Here is a 20,558-nt window from a genome sequence, read left to right as displayed (position 1 = left end):
GCTCTCTCCTGCGTTGGTCGTCGAGGCGGTTCAGGCGGGCAGGTCGAAACCCGTCTCGCTGAGGTGACGGAAGCGGCCGTCCTCGGCGTACGTGCCGAAGATGGCGATCTCCCGCCGGGCGGTCGACCCGTCGGCCAGGGTGATCTCGTAGACGTGTCGTTCGGCGTAGCGAACACCGTCGCGCAGCTCGTCGAGGACCCGCACGGTGCCGCTGACGATCTGACCCCGTACCCGGGTCACCATCTCGGCGAATCCGGCCCGGTCGAGGGTCTCGCCGTCGCTGCGATGCGTGTAGTCGGGGGCGTAGAACTCGTCGAGCGCCTCGGTCAGGTCGCGCGTCGGCTCGAAGACCACCGCGCGCAGGGCGTCGCTGATCCGTACCGGTTTCATGGGGCTCCTCGTGGGTCACCGTGGGACACATCCGGACTCGCGGGTCCGCTTAACGACCACCGTACCGGACTCCCGAGTCCGCTTCCGGTGAGTGTCGTCACGTACTCCCGAGGGAACGGCTGCGCCGGCCACGGCGGGTGCGGGTCCGCCGCTCCGGTCGTAGCGTGGGCGCATGCGAACCACCACGCTGGGCAGCACCGGACCCGAGGTCGGCGTCATCGGCCTCGGCTGCATGGGCATGAGCCACGGCTACGACATCACCGGCCCCCGCGACGACGACACGTCGATCTCCGTCATCCGGCAGGCTCTGGAGCTGGGCGCGACGCTGATCGACACGTCCGACGTGTACGGGCCGTACACCAATGAGGAGCTGGTCGGTCGGGCGCTGGCCGGCGGGCACCGGGAGCGGGCCGTGCTGGCCACGAAGGTCGGCCTGGTGGCCACGTCCCCCAGCGGCGGCCCCGGCAACTCACCGAAGATCGGCAACAACGGCCGCCCGGAGCACATCCGGGCGGCGATCGACGAGAGCCTGCGCCGGCTCGGCACCGATCACGTCGACCTCTACCAACTGCACCGGGTCGACCCGGAGGTGCCCATCGAGGAATCCTGGGGCGCGATGGCCGAGATCGTGGCGGCGGGCAAGGCTCGGCAGCTCGGGTTGTCCGAGGTGAGCGTCGCGCAGATCGCGCGGGCCCAGGCGGTGCACCCGGTGGCGTCGGTGCAGTCCGAGCTGTCGCTGTGGACCCGCGACCCGTTGACCGAGGTGTTGCCGTACTGCCGCGAGCAGGGCATCGCCTTCCTGCCGTTCTCCCCGCTCGGTCGGGGTTTCCTCGCCGGGCGGTTCACCTCGTTCGACGACCTGCCCGCCGACGACTTCCGGCGTGGCCTGCCGCGCTTCCAGCAGGACGCGCTGCGCGCCAACCTCGCCATCGTCGCCCGGGTCCGGGAGATCGCCGACCGGGCCGGCGTCAGCCCCGCGCAGATCGCCCTCGCGTGGGTGGTCGCCCAGGGTGACCGGGTTGTTCCGATTCCCGGCACCAAGACCCCGCAGTACCTGGTGGACAACTGCGCCGCCGCCGACGTGCGGCTCAGCGCCGAGGACCTGGCCGACCTGGACGCGCTGCCCGCGCCCGAGGGTGGCCGCTACTAGGTGTCCTGCCGCTCCGGCGGTGGGTGCGACGGTCGCCGTCGCGATCCAACCGCATCGACGACCAGAGGTGCCGTGGCCCAGGCGGTGAGTCGGCGTGATGTCAGGCGTGCGGACCGACGCTGACGGTGCCGATGGTCAGCGACGCCTCGCCCTCCAGGATCTCGCCGATCCGCTCGACCTCCTCCCCCAACGCCCGTCGCTGAGCGGCATCGAGCGTCCGCAGCGGCTCGACGGTGACCCGGATCGAGCGGCCGGAGCGGCGTTGGTGCCACACGCCGGCGACCACGCCGTCGATCAGCAGCACCGGATAGTTGCCGGCCTGGCCGCCGGCGAGCGCCCGTCCGGCGGCGGCACCGGGGAAGAGCCGTTCGCGGGGGTGACAGCCGACCGCGTACGCGTCGAAGTACGGCAGGAGCCGCAACCCGGACGGCCGGTCGTCGGGGAATTCGGTGTCGCCGGCGGCCACCCAGGCCCGGGTGCCCTCGACTGTCACCTCGGTCAGATCGAGCGAGTCGAACAGCAACGTCGCCCACGCCGGGGGCACCGCCACCCACCGAGCGAACTGTGCCGGGGTGGCCGGCCCGTACGCGTGCAGGTAGCCGCGGACGAGGGCGGCCAGGGCGGCGGGGCCGGGCATCGGCGCGAATTCGGGCAGCCACCGGTTCGGGCTGGTGTACGTGCTGGCGCGACCGCGATTCGGGCCGAAGCAGACCACCCCACCCCGGGTGGCGGCGGTCATCGCCGCGACCCACCGGGGCCATTTGTCCTGGAACGCCTCCATGACCAGGTCACCCGCCCACGGGCCGGTACGGGCGACGACCTCCTCGGTCAGCTCGGCGGTGGTCAGGTCGGCCTCGGCGACCGCCTCGGCGATGGCCGCGAGGACCTGCTCGGTCTGCGAGGGCGTCAGCAGGGACGAATTCTGATCCCAGGACGGCGCCGGCAACGCGGTCAGTGCGCCGACCCACATCGGCAGGTCCGCCGCGGCGAGCAGGTGTACGGTCCCGCGTGGCCCACGGGTCTTGACCAGGGTGCGGTCGGTCCACAGTGCCCGGCGTACCAGGGCGCGGGTCGCGCCCGGCACCCGCAGCCCGACGGACAGCTCGGCGGCCGACGCGATCTGGGCGTGCGCGCCGCTGATCGCCGACACCACCTCGGCGACGCTTCCGGCGTCCGCCGCGCTCGACGTCGACGCCGAGAGCCTGTGCCGCGCGAGACGCCGAGCGGACACCTGGGCCCAGCTCAGGTCGGTCATCGCCGGCTCCCGTCGAACGCGCGGGCGCCGACCGCGCACGATCGGAGGGCTTCGACAGCGCAGGTTGTCATGGCGGCCACGCTACGACCGACGTGTGTCACGTTCCGGCGACCGTCGTTGGCCCCGGGGCCGGTCGGCCCGGGCTCGACCTCGGCCACGCCGACGGCCCTCCGGACGCGCGCACCCTTCCGGCGAGGCGTCCCGGGTGGTGGCGGGCCAGTTTTGTTCCTGGTACGGGGATGGTCAGGGTCACTCCGCCGACCGCCAGCGGAAGTGGACGATGCTCGTCCCCTTGGGCTAACTTCGCTGATGCGGACGATGGTCGTCCGCATGGGGGTGGCCGGAAAGCGGCCACTCGACAGTGCCCCGAAGCGCTGCCTGCCGCCCGAGCCCTACCGCTGATTCGCGGCCGGCCCGCGCTCACTCGCGCAGACACCCCAGCCTCTACGCCCAGAGAAGGATCAACCATGTCCGAACGCTTCGCAAACAAGGTCATTCTGGTCACCGGTGCCACCTCCGGCATGGGGCAGGCCCTGGTCGAGCGAGTCGCCGCCGAAGGCGCGAAGGTCGTCCTGGCGGCACGTGGCAAGGAAGCCGGCCAGGCACTCGCCGCCACGCTGCACTCGGCCGGCGCGGACGCGATCTTCGTGCCGACAGATGTGACGGTCGGAGCCGAGATGGCGACGCTGGTGCAGCGGGCGGTCGACCACTACGGCCGGCTCGACGGCGTGTTCAACAACGTGGGCGCGGCCACCGCGCTCGGTCCGATCACCGAGATCGGCCCGGACGCGTGGGACGCCGAGATGGCGCTCAACCTGAGCAGCGTCTTCTTCGGGCTCAGGTACCAGATCCCGGCGCTACAGGCCTCCGGCGGCGGCTCGATCGTGAACAACGCCTCCGTCAGCGGCGTCACCGGGTCCGCCGGTCTGGCCTCCTACAGCGCTGCCAAGCACGGCGTCGTGGGGCTCACCCGGTCGGCGGCGCTTGAGGTGGCCACCACGGGTGTACGGATCAACGCACTCGTCACCGGCGGCGTCGACACCCCTCTGCTGCGGCGAAACCTGGGCCCGAACCCGGATGAGGCCCTCCAGATGGGCAACGCCATGCACCCCGTGGGCCGGATCGGGCGGCCCGACGAGATCGCCGCACTCGCGGCCTTCCTGCTGAGCGACGAAGCCCCGTTCATCACCGGCGCCGCTCTCGCGATCGATGGCGGCCTGACCGCCGCCTGACGGCCCACTGCCATCACGTCCCCTGAGGGAAACAACGATGCCCACTCGTCACACCGCACCGAACTCGCGGCGATGGAGAGCCCTGTTCTTCATCTCGATCGCCCAACTGATGGTCGTTCTCGACGGCGCCGTCATGAACATCGCCCTCCCCTCGGCGCAGCAGGCGCTGCACTTCACCGACGGCAGTCGTCAGTGGGTGGTCACCGCGTACGGCCTCGCTTTCGGTGGTCTCCTGCTGGTCGGCGGCCGGATCGGTGACATGGTGGGGCGCAAGCGCGTCTTCCTGCTCGCCCTGGCGGGCTTCGCGATCGCCTCGGCGATCGGCGGCCTTGCGGTCAACGCGGCGATGCTGCTGATCGCTCGGGCGCTGCAGGGAGCGTTCGCGGCGCTGCTCGCTCCGGCCGCGCTCTCGCTGATCTCCCTGTTGTTCACACAGCCGCGGGAACGAGCGAAGGCCTTCGGCGTGTTCGCCGCGGTCTCGATCGCCGGTGGCGCCGTCGGTCTCATCGCCGGCGGTCTGCTCACCCAGTACCTGAACTGGCGTTTCGCGATGTTCATTCTGGTTCCGATCGCGGTCGTCGGAATCGTGGGCGCCATCTCCACGGTGAACGACGACGGTGAACGACACCGCTACCGGCTCGACATCCCCGGCGTGCTGCTGGCCAGCCTCGGCCTCGTCGGTCTGGTCTACGGTTTCAGCGCCGCGGAGAGCCACGGTTGGTCGGCGGGTACGACCGTCGGATCCTTCGTCGTCGGCGTGCTGCTTCTGGCGGCCTTCATCGTGGTGCAGTCACGGGTGAAGGCTCCGCTGCTCCCACTGCGAGTCCTGAGCGAACGCAATCGGGCAGCCGCCTACCTGTCGGTGGGTCTCGCCATTGTCAGCATGTTTGGAATGTTCCTCCTGCTCAGCTACTACTTCCAGCAGGTCAAGGGCTGGTCCCCGGTCATGGCCGGCCTGGCGTTCATGCCGATGGCGGTGCTGCAGGCTGTCGGGGCCACGCAGATCGGTGCCCGACTCGCGCACCGGATCGCTCCACGGCCGATCATGGTCGGCGGCTACCTCGTCAGCGCGGCCGGCCTCGTCCTGCTCGCCCTCCTCGACGCCGACAGCAGCTTCTTGGAGATCGCGATCGCCGAGGCGGTGGTCGGCATCGGCATCGGCGCCGCGTTCATGCCCGCGATGAGCATCTCCACCCACGGCGTCGCGCCCACGGACGTCGGTGTCGCCTCCGCGATGATCAGTTCGTCGCAACAGGTCGGGGGGTCGATAGGCGTCGCGCTGCTCAACACAGTCGCGACCAGTTCAACCGCCTCCTACCTGCTCACCCACGGCGGTACGGCGGCCCCCGTCCACGTCCAGAACCAGGCGCTGATGCACGGCTACTCGGCCGCGTACTGGCTGGCCACCATCTTCGTCGTGGCCGCGGCGCTGACCTCCGCGATCCTGGTCAATGCGGGCGCACCGGAACCTGTGCCGACCTCGACGTCGGACGACAGCGCGCCGGTCGACGTCCCGGTGCCCGCCCACTGAGCGACGGCCTGTCCGGGCGATCGCAGGGTAGCCGCCGCGTCAGCTCCCGACTCTCCTGGGAGCGGGAGCTGACCCGCGTCCGTTCGGCCGCCCGCTGCGGACGACAATCGGACGAGCTACGTCCGCTTGTGCTACGCTTTCCGGATGCCTGATCTGGATCCGGCGTCGGGCGTCCGCGCGGACGCCCGACAGAACCGACGCCAGCTGATCATCGCAACCAGGGAGGCAATCGCCGCCCGCGGGCTCGACGTCTCGGCTCTGGACATCGCGACAGCGGCCGGCGTGGGGGTGGGCACGCTGTACCGGCGCTTCGGCACCAAGGAAGCGCTGCTCGACTACGCGGTGCTCGGCCTGTACGACGAGTTGTGCGACATCGCGCGAGCCTGCCTGGAGCGCCCGGATCCGTGGGACGGAATGACGGAGTTCGTGCTGGAGCTGGCCGGGGCCCACCGGGACAGCCGCGGCCTGGCCGAGGTCACCGCGGCCTGCGAAAGGCCGCCGACAACCGAACTCGCGCAGCGCACCGTCGCGTTGCAGGAGGCCATCACCCAACTGACTGAGCGAGCACACGCGGCGGGTGATCTCCGCGCCGACGTAACCTGGCAGGACGTCCTGCTCTGCTCACGCGCGGCGCTGGACACCGACCACTGCCTCGGCGTCGACGCTGGGCCCGACGGGTGGCGTCGAGTCATCATGGTCCTGCTCGACGGCATGCGCGCCCCCGGACGCACTCCGCTCCAAGGGCCGGCACCGCAGGTCCGCCCGCAAGGGGCATGATCCACTCACCTACCCGGGCACCTACAGGGGGACGTACGCGTGACGCAGAGGGACGCGGAGCTGGTGGTGCTCGCGCAGGCCGGCGACGCGGCTGCGCTGGGGGCGCTGCTGGCCCGGCACGAGGCCGGGATGCGGGCCGTCGCGCTGAGCGTCCTCGGTTACGGGCCGGACGCCGAGGACGCGGTCCAGGACGCCATGGTCGTCGCCCTGCGTCGCATCGGCGAGGTCCGCGACCCGAGCGCCGTCGGCCCCTGGTTGCGAGCCATCGTCCGCAACAACAGCCGGATGGCGTTGCGCGCGCCCAGAGCCGTCCCGGTCGCCGAACCCGAGTGGTTCACCCACCCCGCCGACACACCCACCCCGGAGGAGGCGCTGGACCGGGCCGCGATGCGCGACTGGTTGTGGCACTCCGTCGGGCAGTTGTCCGAACCCGACCGGCTCGTCACCCTGCTGCGGTACTTCAGCGACGCGTCCTCGTACGAGCAGATCGCGACCGTGTGCGGCGTGCCGGTCGGCACCGTCCGCAGCCGCCTCAGCCACGCCCGCCGGGCGCTCGCCGGCGGCCTGCGAACGGCGGCGGACGCCGCACACACGGACGTCGCCGCCTCGAACGACGCACGCTGGCGGGAGGGCCTCGACATGATCGCCACCGCGATGGGCGGCGACTTCGACCGGGTGGTCCGCGAGAGCTGGTGGCCCGACGCCGAGATGATCGTGCCAGGTGGTCCGCGCGGCGGCCCCGATCTGGCGGTCACCGGCATGAGCCGCGACCTGACCGCCGGGGTACGTCAGCGACTGCGCAACGTGGTGGCCAGCGGCGACGTGCTTATCTGGGAGACCGACCTGATCAGCCCACCCGACGACCCGGAGCACTGCCCACCCGCGGCGCTGTGGTTGCAGATGCTGCGCCAGGGCCGGGTACGCCAACTCACCCTCTTCCACCCCGCCCCCGCGCTGGTCTGAAAAAAACTTTCCCGACCGAGCGAACTTTCCGCTCGACCCGCGCATCTGGTCCGCGTCAAGCACCAGTTGCCGTGCCGGCGGACGCCGCGCGGGTCTCGGATCGGGAGATAGTTCATGGGTTCCACAAGCCACGACGTCAGCGCCCTCGCGCCCGGTGCCCACACGTTCACCGTGGATGGCGTCGCGCAGGTTTACCACGTCGCCGGCAGCGGCCCGGTGTGCCTGGCGCACTCGGGTGGCCCGGGGATCGAATGGTCCTACCTGCGGACGCCGAGCCTGGAGGAGCACTTCACAATGGTGTACGTCGAGCCGGTGGGCACCGGCGCCTCGGGACGGCTCGACAACCCCGGCGATTACCGTCTCGGCACGTATGTCCGGTTCCTGCACGCCGTCGTCGAGCACCTCGGCGAACCCCGGGTGTACCTCCTCGGGCACTCGTACGGCGGTTTCGTCGCCCAGCGGTACGCCCTCGACCACCCGGACCAGGTCGCCGGGCTGGCCCTGTACGACACCTCACCCGTCACCGGGGCCGAGTTCTGGGCCGAGGCGATGGCCGGCGTCGCCGCGTACCCACAGCGACACCCGGACCGACCCGAGGCGGCGGCGATTCCGGCGGCCTTCGAGCAGCTCCACGCGGCGAGGGACGACGAGTCGTTGGGCGCTGCCCTGCGCGCCGTCCTGCCGGTCTACTTCGCGGACTTCTGGGGCCGACAGAACGAGTTCGCCCCACTTCAGGCTGGCGTCCGGATCTGGGCGGAGCCGGCCAACGCCCAGGATCCAGCTCCATTCGACGTGCGGGAGAACCTCGGTGAGCTCACCGTGCCCGTCGTGGTGATCGTCGGGACGTACGACTTCATCTGTGGCCCCCGCTGGGCCCAGCAGTTGCACGCGGGACTTCCGGACTCGCGACTGGTGACGCTGGAGCGAAGCGGACACTTCGCGCACATCGAGCAACCGGCGGAGTTCACCGACGCCGTGGCGGAGCTGCTGAAGCGTTGACCCACCGCGGCGCCGCGCGCCCCCAGGTCCGTTCGTCACATCGGGCAGACCTCGGGGCGCGGGCGCGTTGCACGGTCATAAGCTGATCGTTTTGCTGCACCGTGACGAAGAGGAGACCGCCGTGAGCCAGACCGAACGGATGGATTCCGTCGACGAGTGGAACGTGGCCGAGGACGACGGGGTCCTGGACGCCTCCGACACCCTCGACGACGACCGGGTCGGCGACCCCCTCGACACCGGCATCATCGCCGAGGACCACTGGACCGCGGCAAACCGGTTCGGCACCACGCCGGCCGAGGAGCGGGCGGGCGAGTCCCTGGAGCAACACCTCGCCCAGGAGGTGCCGGATGTGGACCCGTACGCCGAGGGTGGCGACGACGAGGACGAGTTGACCCGCCGGGGGTACGAGGCGGAGGCGCGCGCCGGCCGTCTCGTCGCGTACGACGAGGGCGTCCGCGAGGACGACGAAGCCGAGTCGGTGGCGTGGGACGCCGGCATCGACGCGGGTGCCGCCAGCGCGGAGGAGGCGGCGATCCACGTGGTCGAGGACCCGGACGGGCCCGGCGACGGTCCGTTGCGCTGACGCCGTACCCGCCGCGCTCGGCACCGGAGTGGGGTGACGAGCGCGGCGGGGTCGGTCAGTGGATGACGACGGGAGTTCTGACCTGCTCGCCCTGCGGGTCGTCGAGCTGCGCCGGCTGACGTCGGCGCGGCAGGAACGCCGCCGGGATGATGGTGAGTACGACCAGTGCGAACGCGACCCAGAACGTGCTCGCGAACGACTTGGCGGCGAAGTCCAACCCGCGCTCGATGATCGACGGGTCCACCGGCATCTGCTGGAGCAGCTCCGGCCGCTGTTGGGAGGCGATGGCCAGCCCGGCTTCGGTGATCGGCTTGCCGCTCTCGTCCACCAGGCCGGGGATCGGCCGGGAGCCGTTGAGCTCGTTGGTGAGGATCACCGACATCACGGCGGCGCCGACGGAACCGCCGATCTGCTGGAGGATGTTGACCAGCGTCGAGCCGCGGGCCACCTCCTGCGCCTGCAACGTCCGCAGCGCCGACGTCATGATCGGCATCATCGTGCCGCCCATGCCCAGACCCATCACGAACAGCGAACCGCCGAGCAGCCAGTAGGAGGTCTGCGGGTCGACCTGGGTGAACCCGAAGAACCCGACGACGATGAGCCCCAGCGCGAACGGGACGGTGCGCCCGATCGGCACCCGGTCGGCCAGCGTGCCGGCGATCGGCATGGTGATCATCGCGCCGATGCCCTGCGGAGCCATCAGTAGGCCGGCGGCCAGCGTCGACTCACCGCGCACCTGTAGGAAGTAGCTCGGGAACAGCAGGCCGGCACCCATGAACGCGATGATGAACACGAACATCGTCACCGACGCGATGGTCAGGCTGCGGTTGCGGAACAGCCGCAGGTCGAGCAGCGGGTGCCGGGGCTTGAACGAGTAGAGCACGAACGCCACCACCAGCGCGCCGCCGACCAGCATCGGGGCCCAGACCTTGGCCTCGGCGAAGGTGCCCGCCTCCGGCAGGGACGAGACGCCGTAGAGGAACAGCGCGAGACCCGGCGAGAGCATGAGCATGCCGACGAAGTCGAACGACTCGGACGGCTCGGGCGCGTCCTTCGGCAGCGCGACCTGCGCGTAGATCAGGGCGATCAGGCCGATCGGCAGGTTGATCAAGAAGATCCAGTGCCAGCTCGCGGTGTCGATCAGCCAACCACCGAGGATCGGGCCGCCGATCGGCCCCAGAAGCATCGGGATGCCGAGGACGGCCATCAACCGACCGATCCGGTGCGGACCAGCCGCCCGGGTCATGATGGTCATGCCCAGCGGCATGAGCATGCCGCCACCGAGGCCCTGCAGGACCCGGTAACCGATCAGCTCACCGATCGTGTCGGCCATGGCGCAGAGCCCCGACCCGATCGTGAACAGGGTCAGCGCCACCATGTAGAGCCGCTTGGTGCCGAACCGGTCCGCCGCCCACCCGCTGAGCGGGATCACGGTGGCGAGCGCGAGGGTGTAGGCGGTCATGGTCCAGGCGACACGGGCGTAGGACGCGTCGAACTCACTCTGGAACTTGGGCAGCGCCACGCTGACCACCGTCACGTCGAGGATCGACATGATCGCGCCAAGGACGACGACGCCCGCCACCTTGAGCACCGCGCCGTCGAGTTTGTCCGATGTCGCGAGGGATTGCTGTGTCACTAACTCTCCTGAAGTCGATTGAGCCGGCCGACGGTGGGCGGTGGCGGCGATGCCGCGCCGACCGGGCGCGGCGCGCGACGTGCCAGGACGACGACGCGCGGAGGAAGACTAACTGCCATCTGTGACGATCCGCCGCCGGATTTCGTGACGGCCCGGCCACGTATCCGATCGTCTTTGCGACTGTGGCCGGACGTCGGGGTGGCAATCAGCCGGCACAGCCGCGAGCTGGTGCCCTGCGTCGCCCGGCGACGCCGCCCTCATCGCGTCGGTGACCGCGCGGGATCGGGGCGGCGGGCGGCCGAGATCCGCAGGCGTCACCGATGGCCGGCGGAGAACTAGCTGCTGCGCCTGCTGGCGTCGAGCGCGGCCTGCTCCACTCGCCGGCGGTGGTCCCGCCACCATGACTCGTCCGCGGCGGGCAGATTGTCGTGCCTTGGCAGTAGCCCGGCCGTGCCGTCGATGAGTTCGCGGACGATGTCGGCGTGGCCGGCGTGCCGTTGGGTTTCCGCGATGGCGTGGACCAGGACGTGGTGCAACGTGACCGCCGCATCGCCCCACCACGGCACGTGACCCACTTCGTGCAGGGCGAGGGCTTCGATGGTGGTGTCGGCGTGGGCGATCGCGCGCCGGTACAGCGCCAGGATCTCCTCACGGGTCTCGTCCGCACTCGCCCACATGTCGGCATTGGTCTCCGCGCCGTCACCGACATACGGCAACTCCTGCTCGAACGGTCGACCGAACACGACACCGAAGTAGACGATCTCCATGGCCGCCGAGTGCTTCACCAGACCGAGCAGATTGGTGGCGGTCGGGGTCAACGGACGCCGAATATCGTATTCGCCGAGCCCGTCGAGCTTCCACAGCAGCGACTCACGGCCGCCCTTCAAGTAACTGTGCAGGTCCGCCTTCATCGCGGCACTATGGCATCCGGTCGGCGTCGGCGTTGCCCCGGCGACCCGCGAAGCTCATGGTCGGCAGGACACGCCACCCCGCCCCGCCGGGTGCTGGAAGCCCGGCCTGCCGGTACCTGGGCCCGGCCAACCCGACGTGCCAGTCTCCAGCCAGGGATCGCCGAACCGTGGATAAACCGCACCTGGTTGGGGTTCGGCAGCGGTGCGACGGTCGGTCCATGACACCTTCCACCTACACCGTCACCGGCCACTGGATCGGTGGCGAGACCGTCACCGGCTCCGCCGGCACCCTTCCCGTCGTGAACCCGGCCACCGGCGAGGTCGTCGCCGAGACCCCGGCCGGCACCGCCGCCGACGTCGACCGCGCCGTCGCTGTCGCCCGTGCCGCCTTCCCGGCCTGGTCGGCGACCACTGCGCGGCACCGCGCGGACGTGCTGCGCCGCCTCGGCGCCGGCCTCGCCGCCCGCACGGAGGAGATCGCCCAGGCGATCACCGCCGAGATGGGCTCTCCGATCGGCATGTCCCGGACCGCCCAGGTCGCGTTCCCGGCCGCTGTGGTCGAGTCCATCGCCGGCCTCGCCGACGACTTCGCCTGGACCGAGGAGGTCGGCAACTCGCTGATCGTCCGCGAGCCGATCGGCGTGGTCGGCGCGATCACGCCGTGGAACTTTCCGCTTCAGCAGATCGTCTCCAAGCTGGCTCCGGCTCTGCTCGCCGGCAACACGATGGTCTTCAAGCCGTCCGAGAACGCCCCGCTGACCGCGCGCATCCTCGCCGAGGTCGCCGCCGAGGCCGGCGTACCGGCGGGTGTCTTCAACGTGGTCTACGGCACCGGCGCGACCGTCGGCGAGGCGATCTCCGCCCACCCGGACGTCGACATGATCTCCTTCACCGGCTCCACCCGGGCGGGACAGCGGATCTCCGCGGTGGCCGCGGCGACCGTCAAGCGGGTCGCGCTGGAGTTGGGCGGCAAGGGCGCGAACATCATCCTCGACGACGCCGACCTGCCCACCGCTGTCGAGCGGGGCGTGATGATGGCGTTCAGCAACGGCGGTCAGGTCTGCGGCGCGTGGCCACGGATGCTGGTGCCCGCCTCCCGTCAGGACGAGGTCGTGGCGTTGGCCGTCGCGGCCGCGAAGCAGTACTCCGTCGGCGACCCGGGCGACGAGTCCACCCGGATCGGCCCGATGGCGTCCGAGGCCCACCGGCAGAAGGTCGTCGGCTACATCGAGCGGGGCGTCTCCGACGGTGCTCGGCTCGTGTTCGGCGGCCCGCAGCGGCCCGCGGGGCTGACCGTCGGGGCCTACGTCCAGCCGACGATCTTCGCCGACGTCGACCCGGCCTCCGCGATCGCCCAGGAGGAGATCTTCGGCCCGGTGCTGACGATCATCCCCCACACCGACGAAGAGGAGGCCGTAGCCATCGCCAACGGCACGCTGTATGGCCTGACCAGCGGCGTCTTCGGTGAGCCGGAGCACGCGCTGGCGATCGCCCGGCGGCTGCGCGTGGGCCAGGTCGACGTGAACGCCGGCCACTGGAACCCCCTCGCCCCGTTCGGCGGCTACAAGCACTCCGGCAACGGTCGCGAGTTCGGCCGGTTTGGGCTGGAGGAGTTCCTGGAGACCAAGTCCATCCAACGCTGACCCCTCCGCAGACCCACACCCACACCCACACCCACACCCACACCCGCGCCCGCACCCGCACCCACGCCGATCTTGCACTTTCGGTCGCCGATATGGGGTGCTACGCCCCCTATGTACCGACAGAAAGTGCAAGATCGCGCAACCCGGGGCGGGGCGCGGACGGGGCGCGGGGCGCGCAACCCGGGGCGGGGCGAGGGTGGGGTGGGGTGGGGTGGAACAGCGGGGCGGGGCTGGTCTGTTGCAGTTGATGTGCCGGCGACTGGCTGGCACCCACCGATCGGAGAGACACGTGGACCGCGCCCAACTCGCGAGCTTCCTGCGTACCCGCCGGGAGGCTCTGCAGCCCGAGGACGTGGGGTTGCCCCGGGGGCCCCGGCGGCGCACCGGAGGGCTGCGGCGTGAGGAAGTGGCCACGTTGAGCGGGATGTCCACCGACTACTACAGCCGGTTGGAGCAGCAGCGCGGGCCGCACCCCTCGGAACAGATGCTCGCCGCGCTGGCCCGGGGCCTGCGGCTCTCCCTCGCCGAACGGGATCACCTGTTCCAGCTTGCCGGGCACGCCGTTCCGCGCCGCGCGGTGCGGGCCGACCACGTGAACCCGGGGATGATGCGCATCCTCGACCGGATGCACGACACCCCGGCCCAGGTGGTGAACCACCTCGGCGAGACCCTGGCGCAGACCGCGCCGGCCGTCGCCCTGCTCGGTGACGAGACCCGGTACACCGGGTTGGCGCGCAGCGCGCACCACCGCTGGTTCACCGACCCGAGCGCACGGCAGCTGCACCCGGCGCAGCATCACCAGACACAGAGTCGACTGCTCGTGGCGCACCTGCACGCGGCGTACACCCGCGACGGGCGCGGCTCACGGGCCGCCGCGCTCGTCGACGACCTGCTGGCCAGGAGCCCGGAGTTCGCGCAGCTCTGGCGGGAGCACCCGGTGCCCGCCGGCTACTGCCCGCCCAAGCACTTCGTGCACCCGGAGGTCGGGGCGTTGGAACTGCACTGCCAGACGCTCGTTGATCCCGACCAGTCACAGACACTGTTGGTCTTCACCGCCGTACCCGGGTCGCCGAGCGACGAGAAGCTGCGCCTGCTGGCCGTCATCGGCGGCCAGCTCGTCTGACCGCGATCAGGTCGGGCGGGGGTAACGGGCGGGGCTGACCCCCAGGTAGCGCCGGAAGTGGCGGGTCAGGTGCGCCTGGTCGAAGAACCCCACCGCGACGGCGGTCTCGACGGGCCGCTGCCCGGCGAGGAGCAGGCGACGGGCCAGCTCGACCCGACGACCGGTCAGATAGGTGTGGGGTGGCACGCCGTGCACCTGGGTGAACGCCCGGACCAGGTGGGTCGGGTGGGCGTGCAGCAGCTCCGCGGCCTCCCGCAGGGTGACGCCCTCGACGGTCCGGGCGTCCAGCAGCTCCCGTAGGCGCACCGCGAGGCCGTGTCCGGCCGGCTGGACACCGACCGGGCAGCGCTGGCGGAGTTGGCGGCGGAGCCGGTCCAGGATGAACGCGAGCCGGCTTTCGGCCTCGAACTCGTCGCCGGGTGCGGCGAGCACCTGGTGCAGGCGGTCAACCCGGTCGCGCAGCCGCGGATCGGCCAGGTCCGGCTCGTCGACGGCCCGCCCGGCCAGCTCGGCGTCGAGCGCCGACGTGTCGAGGTACAGGACCCGTTTGCGGAAGCCGTCGGGTGTGGCGGACCTGCCGTCGTGCGGCACGTACGGCGGCAGGAGGGTGACCGACGTGCGCAGCGCGCCGTGCCGGTGCCGGTCCAGGTCGAAGCGGACCGCGCCGTCGTCGACGATCAGCAGCGTCCAGACGTCGTGGATGTGCCGGGGGTAGGCGTGGTCGACGAAATGGGCGTGAAAGACCTCGGCGACCCCGGCTACCGCCGGTCGCCACGCGCTGACATGCGAGCCCGCGGGGCGGGTGACCACGCTAAGAACGTACAAGACCGGTAGGTGTCGGGGCGGGCAGGCTCGACGCCATGACCGAACCGATCCGCTTTCCCACCAAGATCGCCGTGCTGCTCCGCAACGACCTGGCGGGCTGGCAACGGCTGAACGTCACCGCGTTCCTGGTCAGCGGCATCGCGAGCACGCTGCCGGAGCTGGTCGGCGAGGAGTACCGCGACGCGGACGGCACCGGCTACCTGCCGATGTTCGGCCAGCCGGTGCTGGTCTTCGCCGGGGACCGGGCGACGTTGGTCGGCGCGCACTCGCGCGGCCTCGCTCGTGGCCTGCGGCTGGCGATCTTCACCTCCGAACTGTTCGCCACCGGCAACGACCGGGACAACCGCGCTGCCGTCCAGGCGGTCGGACGGGAGAAGCTCGACCTGGTGGGGCTGGCGTTGCACGCGCCGCGCAACGTGGTGGACAAGGTGCTCAAGGGTGCGTCCATGCACCCGTAACGGCATCCGTGGCGACGAAGGCATTGATATCGGCCTGTATGACTGTAATGATTAACACACTTTACAGTTGTTTCGCCGCCCCGGAAGGACCCCCACATGGCGCGACGATCGGCCGGGCTCGCGCCCCGCCACCCCCGCATCAGACTGATCTCCGCGCTCGCCGCGGCCCTGCTCGCCGTACCGACCGGACTGGTCGTCGGCGCATCGCCCGCCGTGGCGGCCGCGACCGGCACCATCACCGGGTACGGCGGCAAGTGCGTCGACGTGGCCGCAGCGAACCCGGCCAACAACACCGCGGTGCAGCTCTTCACCTGCAACGGCTCCGCCGCGCAACAGTGGACGGTCGGCGACGACGGCACGATCCGGGCGCTGGGCAAGTGCCTGGACATCGCCGCCGCCAGCACCGCCAACGGCGCCCGGGTGCAGATCTACGACTGCAACGGCACCGGGGCGCAGCAGTGGTCGGCCAACGCCGGGCAACTGGTCAACCCGACCTCGGGCAAGTGCCTCGACGCGACCGGCCAGAGCTCGGCCGACGGGACGCCGTTGCAGATCTGGAGCTGCACCGGCACCGCCAACCAGAGCTGGGCACTACCCACCGGAGGCGGCACCACACCGCCGCCGTCGAGTGGTTTCACCCACCCCGGCGTGCTGGTCAGCCGAGGCCAGCTCGACTTCGTCCGCGGCCGGGTGCAGGCCGGCGCGCAGCCGTGGGCGTCGGCCTACAACCAGATGATGAGCAGCCGGTACGCCTCCCTGTCGCGCACCCCGGCACCCCGTTCGGTGGTCGAGTGCGGGTCCTACTCCAACCCGAACAACGGCTGCACCGACGAGCGGGAGGACGCGATCGCGGCGTACACCGACGCGCTCGCCTGGTACGTCACCGGGGACGCCCGCTACGCGCAGAAGTCGATCCAGATCATGGACGCGTGGTCGGCGACGATCACCGCACACACCGGTAGCAACGGCCCGTTGCAGACCGGCTGGGCCGCCTCGGTCTGGCCCCGGGCCGCCGAGATCATCAAGTACACCTACACGAGTTGGCCCAACGCCAACCGCTTCGCCACCATGCTGCGCAACGTCTACCTGCCGGTGGTGCGCAACGGCTCGAACAGCAACGGCAACTGGGAACTGACCATGATGGAGGCCGCCGTCGGCATCGCGGTCTTCCTGGACGACCGGAACGCCTACGACGCGGCGGTCACCCGATTCCTCAACCGCACCCGGGCCTTCATCTACCTGCCCAGCGACGGCGCGTTGCCGTACACGATGCCCGGCAGCGGCCTGGACACCAGCGCGGAGATCATCGGCTACTGGCAGGGCCAGTCCACGTTCGTCGCCGGCCTCGCCCAGGAGACCTGCCGCGACTTCGTCCACACCGGGTACGGGATCTCCGCCATCTCGCACGTCGCGGAGACCTCCCGGATCCAGGGACGGGACCTGTACCCGCAGGTCGGCGAGCGGCTGCGCCAGGCGCTGGGCTTCCACTCGCGCTACCAGCTCGGCGAGGCGCCACCCTCCTGGCTCTGCGGTGGCAGCCTCACCCGGGGCCTCGGGCCGATCACCGAGGTCGGCTTCAACGCGATGAGCACCCGGTTGGGCAACGTCATGACCAACACCCAGACCCTCACGCTGCAACAACGTCCGGCCGGGACGAACAACCTCTTCGTCGCCTGGGAGACGCTGACCCACGCCAACAACCCCAACTGACCGGGCCGTCGTGGGGTGGCGCCGACGGTGCGACGCCACCCCACGACGGTGCTCAGTTGTCGGCCCCCAGCGCCTGCACCGGGCTGACCCGCGACGCCCGACGGGCCGGCAGCACCCCGGCCAGCGCGGTCAGCGCGACCAGCACCACGAAGAGCCCGGCCAGCGGCAGCAGCGGCGCGGTCAGCGGCGCCTCGATCCCGAGGGTCTGGACGGCCAACCAGGCGTACGGAATGCCGAGCACCAGGCCGATCGTCGCGCCGATCACCCCGTACAGGCCCGACTCGACGGTCAGCATGGCGCGCAGGCCGGTCCGGGACAGCCCGATCGCCCTGAGCAGCCCGGACTCGCGTACCCGCTCCACCACCGACAGCGCGGTCGTGGAGCCCACGCCGACGACCGCGATCAGCACGGTCAGGCTGACCAGACCCACCGCGATCCAGACCAGGGTGCGGAGCACCGCGTCGTTGCGGTCCCGATCGTCGGCGAGCACCGCGAGGCCCACCCCGTCGCTGCCACCGATCGCCTGCCGCAGCGCCCGCACCCCGGCGGTGCGGCCGTCCTCGCCGGCACCGGCGGCGTCGGCCAGCAGACCGGTGTACGCGGCCGGCACGCCGAGCCGGTCCAGGTCCGCCGGATCGGCGAGGATGCCCGTGTGCAGCGGGCCGTCACCGGGCAGGACGGCGGCCACCCGCACGTCGACCCGGCCGGCGGGAACGGCGAGGGTGACGGTGTCGCCGACCCGCAGGCCGGCGTCCCACGCGACCCACTTGTTGACCACGATCCGTCCCGGGCCACGGTCGGCCAGGGTGCCCTGGGCCACGTCCAGATCGCCGGTGCTCGGCAACGCCGCCAGGTCGAGGTCGCTCGTCAGGTAACCGGACTCGGTGGTGCCGAGCTTGTCGACGCCGCGCAACAGTGTCGCGTCGTCGACCCTGCGGTACGGCACCACCCGGGCCAGCGCGCCGCGCGCCGCCTCGGCCCGGGTCACCACGGCCGGCGGCAGGGGCTCACCGTTGGTCGTGACCTCGAAGTCGGTCGGGGCCGACAGCGCCATCTCGCGGTCGGCGAGGATCCGCAACGACGCGCCGCCGATGACCACCCCGGAGATCAGGGTCACCCCCAGCGCGACCACGACGGAGACCGCTGCCGCCCGGCGTGGGGCCCCGCCGATCCCGCCGACCGACATCCGCCCGAGCGGCCCGAGCTGGCGCAGCGGCCAACCCACCACGGCCAGCACCGGGCGGACCAGCAGCGGACCGAGGGCCACCAGCGCGAAGAACGCCATCCCGCCCGACGCGACGAGCAGGAGCAGGGGCAGCGTCGGGTTGTAGTCCGACTGGTCGGGCTTCGGCAACCGACTGATCGTGGCGACCGCCGCGAGGACCGCGCCGACGGTCAGGAGCAACCCCGACACCAGGCGCGCCGCCCCGATGCCGCGCCGACCGGCGGTGGTGCTCGCCGACCGCAGCGCCTCCAACGGGGAGACCCGGGCGGCCGAGAGCGCCGGCGCCAGCACGGCCAACACGGTGACCACGACAGCGCCGATCACCACCATGACCGCTTCCGCCAGCGGCAGGCCCGGCGAGGAGACCTGGTGGCCGGCGGCGCGCAGGACCGGCGGCAGCGCGTACCCGAGGGTGAGCGCGGCGGCGACCCCGACGACCCCGGCGACCAGACCGGTCAGGGCGCCCTCGGCGGCCAGCGCGCCGACCAGGGTGCCCCGACTCGCGCCGACGGCCCGCAGCAGCGCGAGCTGCCGCATCCGCTGGGCGAAGACGATGCGGAAGGTCGAGGTGACCACCAGCGCCGCCGCGGCGACCGCGATGGAGACGAAGACGCCGACCAGAATGAAGAGTTTCCCGACCTGCTCGGCTGCCGCGTTGGCCTCGGCGTCGCGTACCTCGGCACCGGAGCGGATCGGCTGGGCGGCGACCACGGCGCTGACCCGTTGCCGGACCGCGTCGGGTTCGGTGCCGGGCGTCACCCGCACGTCCACGCGTTCCACGGCCGTCAGTCGCGCCCAGCCGATCACCGCGCTCTCCGGGGCGTACGCGTCGTACCCGGCGTCGGCGGCGGTCTCCACCACGGCGGTCACGGTGAGCGGAGCGGGCGCGCCGAGTTCGCCGCCGGTACCTCTGGTGGTGGTGCCGACCGACAGCCCGAGCCGCTCGGCGGTGCGCGGGGTGATCGCGATCTGGCCGGGGGCGTCGGGGTACCTGCCCTCGACGACCCGGACCGTGCTCAACGGGCCGCTGCCCGGATCGGACTGCAGGTTGAGGTATCCCTCGCCGATCGAGACGCCGGTGGCGACCCGGGCGACCGCCTCGGCCACCCCGGGCACGGCCCGGATCTGCTGCACGTCCCGCACCGTGGGTGGCGGCACGTCGACGCTGCCGATCACCAGGTCGGTGACGGCCGGGGTGCCGCTGAGGTTGTCCCGCACGGTCCGCTCGGTGATCTGTTGCACCAGCACGGCGCCGAAGACGACGAACGACGCGACCAGGATCGCCAGGCCGGTCAGGATCAGCCGGCCGGGCCGCCGGGCGGCGGCGGTCGTCTGGGTACGCAGCACCGTCGCCCTCATCGGCGGGCCGCCAGCTCACGCAGGGCGTCGGTGACCGACACCTGGTTCGGCTTGTCGATCTCGCCGGCCAGCCGCCCGTCGGCCAGCAGCACCACCCGGTCGGCGTACGCGGCGGCGATCGGGTCGTGGGTGACCATGACGACGGTCTGACCGAGGTCGCGTACGGAGTCGCGCAGGATGGTGAGCACCTCCGCGCCGGAGCGCGAGTCGAGGTTGCCGGTCGGCTCGTCGGCGAAGACCACCTCGGGGCGTGCCACCAGTGCCCGGGCGAGCGCGACCCGCTGCTGCTGGCCGCCGGACAGCTCGCTGGGCCGGTGGTTCAGACGGTCGCCGAGGCCCAGCATCCGTACCAGGTGCGCGAGGAGTTCAGCGTCGGGCTGCCGACCGGCGAGATCCAGCGGCAGGGTGATGTTCTGCGCGGCGGTGAGCTGTGGCAGCAGGTTGAAGGACTGGAAGACGAACCCGATCCGTTCCCGGCGTACCCGGGTCAGGGTCCGGTCCGACTGGCCGGTCAGCTCCGTGCCGCCGAGCAGGACGCGACCGGAGGTGGCCGTGTCGAGGCCGGCGAGGCAGTGCATCAGGGTCGACTTGCCGGATCCGGACGAGCCCATGATGGCGGTGAACTCGGCCCGGCCGAAGCCGACCGAGACCCCGTCCAGGGCACGGACGGCGGTGTCGCCGCTGCCGTACACCTTCACCAGGTCGACCGCCGCTACCGCGGCGTGGCTGGTCTCCGGCGGGGCGTGGGTTGTCATCGTTCCTCCAAAGGCTGCGTGGTGACCGGGAAA

The 20,558-nt window shown here is 71.5% G+C and carries 18 protein-coding genes; 11 read left to right on the top strand and 7 right to left on the bottom strand.

The genetic code is table 11. The annotated features are described in order from the left end of the window. Positions 1–30: 30 nt before the first annotated feature. A complete protein-coding gene (locus tag ACZ6NZ_RS08930; protein ID WP_465857208.1) occupies positions 31–390 on the bottom strand; it encodes a hypothetical protein in 360 nt (119 codons plus the stop codon). A gap of 172 nt (positions 391–562) precedes the next feature. Here ACZ6NZ_RS08930 and ACZ6NZ_RS08925 point away from each other — a divergent pair, with 172 nt between their 5' ends. Beyond that, positions 563–1,540, top strand: coding sequence for an aldo/keto reductase (locus tag ACZ6NZ_RS08925; RefSeq protein ID WP_465857206.1), 978 nt, complete (start codon positions 563–565; stop codon positions 1,538–1,540). A 100-nt stretch (positions 1,541–1,640) separates the two neighbouring features. Here the strand turns inward: ACZ6NZ_RS08925 and ACZ6NZ_RS08920 are convergent, their stop codons facing one another. Beyond that, positions 1,641–2,795 (bottom strand): winged helix DNA-binding domain-containing protein, encoded by a 1,155-nt coding sequence (locus tag ACZ6NZ_RS08920; protein WP_465857204.1) that lies wholly within the window; start codon positions 2,793–2,795, stop codon positions 1,641–1,643. A 467-nt stretch (positions 2,796–3,262) separates the two neighbouring features. Here ACZ6NZ_RS08920 and ACZ6NZ_RS08915 point away from each other — a divergent pair, with 467 nt between their 5' ends. From ACZ6NZ_RS08915 to ACZ6NZ_RS08890, 6 genes are all read left to right on the top strand, one after another. Beyond that, entirely contained in the window at positions 3,263–4,027 is a 765-nt protein-coding gene (locus ACZ6NZ_RS08915) for an SDR family NAD(P)-dependent oxidoreductase (RefSeq protein ID WP_465857202.1), read from the top strand. A 37-nt stretch (positions 4,028–4,064) separates the two neighbouring features. Further along, positions 4,065–5,558, top strand: coding sequence for a DHA2 family efflux MFS transporter permease subunit (locus ACZ6NZ_RS08910; RefSeq protein WP_465857200.1), 1,494 nt, complete (start codon positions 4,065–4,067; stop codon positions 5,556–5,558). A gap of 144 nt (positions 5,559–5,702) precedes the next feature. Next, on the top strand, positions 5,703–6,335 hold the full coding sequence (locus tag ACZ6NZ_RS08905) for a TetR/AcrR family transcriptional regulator (RefSeq protein WP_465857198.1): 633 nt from the start codon (positions 5,703–5,705) through the stop codon (positions 6,333–6,335). A 39-nt stretch (positions 6,336–6,374) separates the two neighbouring features. Beyond that, positions 6,375–7,298 (top strand): RNA polymerase sigma factor, encoded by a 924-nt coding sequence (locus ACZ6NZ_RS08900; RefSeq protein ID WP_465857196.1) that lies wholly within the window; start codon positions 6,375–6,377, stop codon positions 7,296–7,298. 114 nt (positions 7,299–7,412) lie between these two features. Further along, positions 7,413–8,297 (top strand): alpha/beta fold hydrolase, encoded by an 885-nt coding sequence (locus ACZ6NZ_RS08895; protein WP_465857194.1) that lies wholly within the window; start codon positions 7,413–7,415, stop codon positions 8,295–8,297. A gap of 121 nt (positions 8,298–8,418) precedes the next feature. Further along, positions 8,419–8,880 (top strand): DUF5709 domain-containing protein, encoded by a 462-nt coding sequence (locus ACZ6NZ_RS08890; RefSeq protein WP_433308411.1) that lies wholly within the window; start codon positions 8,419–8,421, stop codon positions 8,878–8,880. 55 nt (positions 8,881–8,935) lie between these two features. Here the strand turns inward: ACZ6NZ_RS08890 and ACZ6NZ_RS08885 are convergent, their stop codons facing one another. Both ACZ6NZ_RS08885 and ACZ6NZ_RS08880 read right to left on the bottom strand, forming a co-directional pair. After that, entirely contained in the window at positions 8,936–10,516 is a 1,581-nt protein-coding gene (locus ACZ6NZ_RS08885) for a DHA2 family efflux MFS transporter permease subunit (RefSeq protein ID WP_465857192.1), read from the bottom strand. A gap of 335 nt (positions 10,517–10,851) precedes the next feature. Then, positions 10,852–11,427 carry a DinB family protein gene (locus tag ACZ6NZ_RS08880; protein ID WP_465857190.1) on the bottom strand — a complete coding sequence of 192 codons (576 nt, stop codon included), beginning with the start codon at positions 11,425–11,427 and terminating at the stop codon, positions 10,852–10,854. Positions 11,428–11,645: 218 nt separating this feature from the next. On the opposite strand from ACZ6NZ_RS08880, the gene ACZ6NZ_RS08875 reads away from it, so the two are divergent. Both ACZ6NZ_RS08875 and ACZ6NZ_RS08870 read left to right on the top strand, forming a co-directional pair. Next, complete coding sequence (locus ACZ6NZ_RS08875) at positions 11,646–13,070, top strand: aldehyde dehydrogenase family protein (RefSeq protein ID WP_465857188.1); 1,425 nt, start codon at positions 11,646–11,648, stop codon at positions 13,068–13,070. A gap of 289 nt (positions 13,071–13,359) precedes the next feature. Continuing rightward, complete coding sequence (locus ACZ6NZ_RS08870; protein WP_465857186.1) at positions 13,360–14,193, top strand: helix-turn-helix transcriptional regulator; 834 nt, start codon at positions 13,360–13,362, stop codon at positions 14,191–14,193. A gap of 6 nt (positions 14,194–14,199) precedes the next feature. Here the strand turns inward: ACZ6NZ_RS08870 and ACZ6NZ_RS08865 are convergent, their stop codons facing one another. After that, positions 14,200–15,003 carry a helix-turn-helix transcriptional regulator gene (locus tag ACZ6NZ_RS08865; protein ID WP_465857184.1) on the bottom strand — a complete coding sequence of 268 codons (804 nt, stop codon included), beginning with the start codon at positions 15,001–15,003 and terminating at the stop codon, positions 14,200–14,202. A 50-nt stretch (positions 15,004–15,053) separates the two neighbouring features. Between ACZ6NZ_RS08865 and ACZ6NZ_RS08860 the strand changes: the two genes are divergently transcribed. After that, positions 15,054–15,476, top strand: a complete 423-nt coding sequence (locus ACZ6NZ_RS08860) for a DUF2000 domain-containing protein (protein WP_357207495.1) — start codon at positions 15,054–15,056, stop codon at positions 15,474–15,476. 96 nt (positions 15,477–15,572) lie between these two features. Beyond that, on the top strand, positions 15,573–17,186 hold the full coding sequence (locus tag ACZ6NZ_RS08855) for an RICIN domain-containing protein (RefSeq protein WP_465857181.1): 1,614 nt from the start codon (positions 15,573–15,575) through the stop codon (positions 17,184–17,186). Between the two features lie 52 nt (positions 17,187–17,238). Here ACZ6NZ_RS08855 and ACZ6NZ_RS08850 read toward each other — a convergent pair whose 3' ends face one another. After that, positions 17,239–19,770, bottom strand: coding sequence for an FtsX-like permease family protein (locus tag ACZ6NZ_RS08850; RefSeq protein WP_465857179.1), 2,532 nt, complete (start codon positions 19,768–19,770; stop codon positions 17,239–17,241). Beyond that, complete coding sequence (locus ACZ6NZ_RS08845; protein WP_465857177.1) at positions 19,767–20,525, bottom strand: ABC transporter ATP-binding protein; 759 nt, start codon at positions 20,523–20,525, stop codon at positions 19,767–19,769. Before ACZ6NZ_RS08845 ends, ACZ6NZ_RS08850 begins: the two co-directional genes overlap by 4 nt. Between the last annotated feature and the right edge of the window lie 33 nt (positions 20,526–20,558).

The organism is Micromonospora sp. NPDC047756, from assembly GCF_055587245.1.
The sequence above is the reverse complement of the archived record's forward strand: the minus strand, read 5'-3'. Positions and strand labels throughout refer to the sequence as shown.

Bases quoted from the DNA above. Each gene is read 5' to 3' on its own strand.
- ACZ6NZ_RS08915 (WP_465857202.1), top strand. From the start codon at position 3,263: ATGTCCGAACGCTTCGCAAACAAGGTCATTCTGGTCACCGGTGCCACC.
- ACZ6NZ_RS08880 (WP_465857190.1), bottom strand. From the start codon at position 11,427: ATGAAGGCGGACCTGCACAGTTACTTGAAGGGCGGCCGTGAGTCGCTG.
- ACZ6NZ_RS08905 (WP_465857198.1), top strand. From the start codon at position 5,703: ATGCCTGATCTGGATCCGGCGTCGGGCGTCCGCGCGGACGCCCGACAG.
- ACZ6NZ_RS08855 (WP_465857181.1), top strand. From the start codon at position 15,573: ATGGCGCGACGATCGGCCGGGCTCGCGCCCCGCCACCCCCGCATCAGA.
- ACZ6NZ_RS08920 (WP_465857204.1), bottom strand. From the start codon at position 2,795: ATGACCGACCTGAGCTGGGCCCAGGTGTCCGCTCGGCGTCTCGCGCGG.
- ACZ6NZ_RS08860 (WP_357207495.1), top strand. From the start codon at position 15,054: ATGACCGAACCGATCCGCTTTCCCACCAAGATCGCCGTGCTGCTCCGC.
- ACZ6NZ_RS08875 (WP_465857188.1), top strand. From the start codon at position 11,646: ATGACACCTTCCACCTACACCGTCACCGGCCACTGGATCGGTGGCGAG.
- ACZ6NZ_RS08845 (WP_465857177.1), bottom strand. From the start codon at position 20,525: ATGACAACCCACGCCCCGCCGGAGACCAGCCACGCCGCGGTAGCGGCG.
- ACZ6NZ_RS08925 (WP_465857206.1), top strand. From the start codon at position 563: ATGCGAACCACCACGCTGGGCAGCACCGGACCCGAGGTCGGCGTCATC.
- ACZ6NZ_RS08910 (WP_465857200.1), top strand. From the start codon at position 4,065: ATGCCCACTCGTCACACCGCACCGAACTCGCGGCGATGGAGAGCCCTG.
- ACZ6NZ_RS08850 (WP_465857179.1), bottom strand. From the start codon at position 19,770: ATGAGGGCGACGGTGCTGCGTACCCAGACGACCGCCGCCGCCCGGCGG.
- ACZ6NZ_RS08930 (WP_465857208.1), bottom strand. From the start codon at position 390: ATGAAACCGGTACGGATCAGCGACGCCCTGCGCGCGGTGGTCTTCGAG.
- ACZ6NZ_RS08895 (WP_465857194.1), top strand. From the start codon at position 7,413: ATGGGTTCCACAAGCCACGACGTCAGCGCCCTCGCGCCCGGTGCCCAC.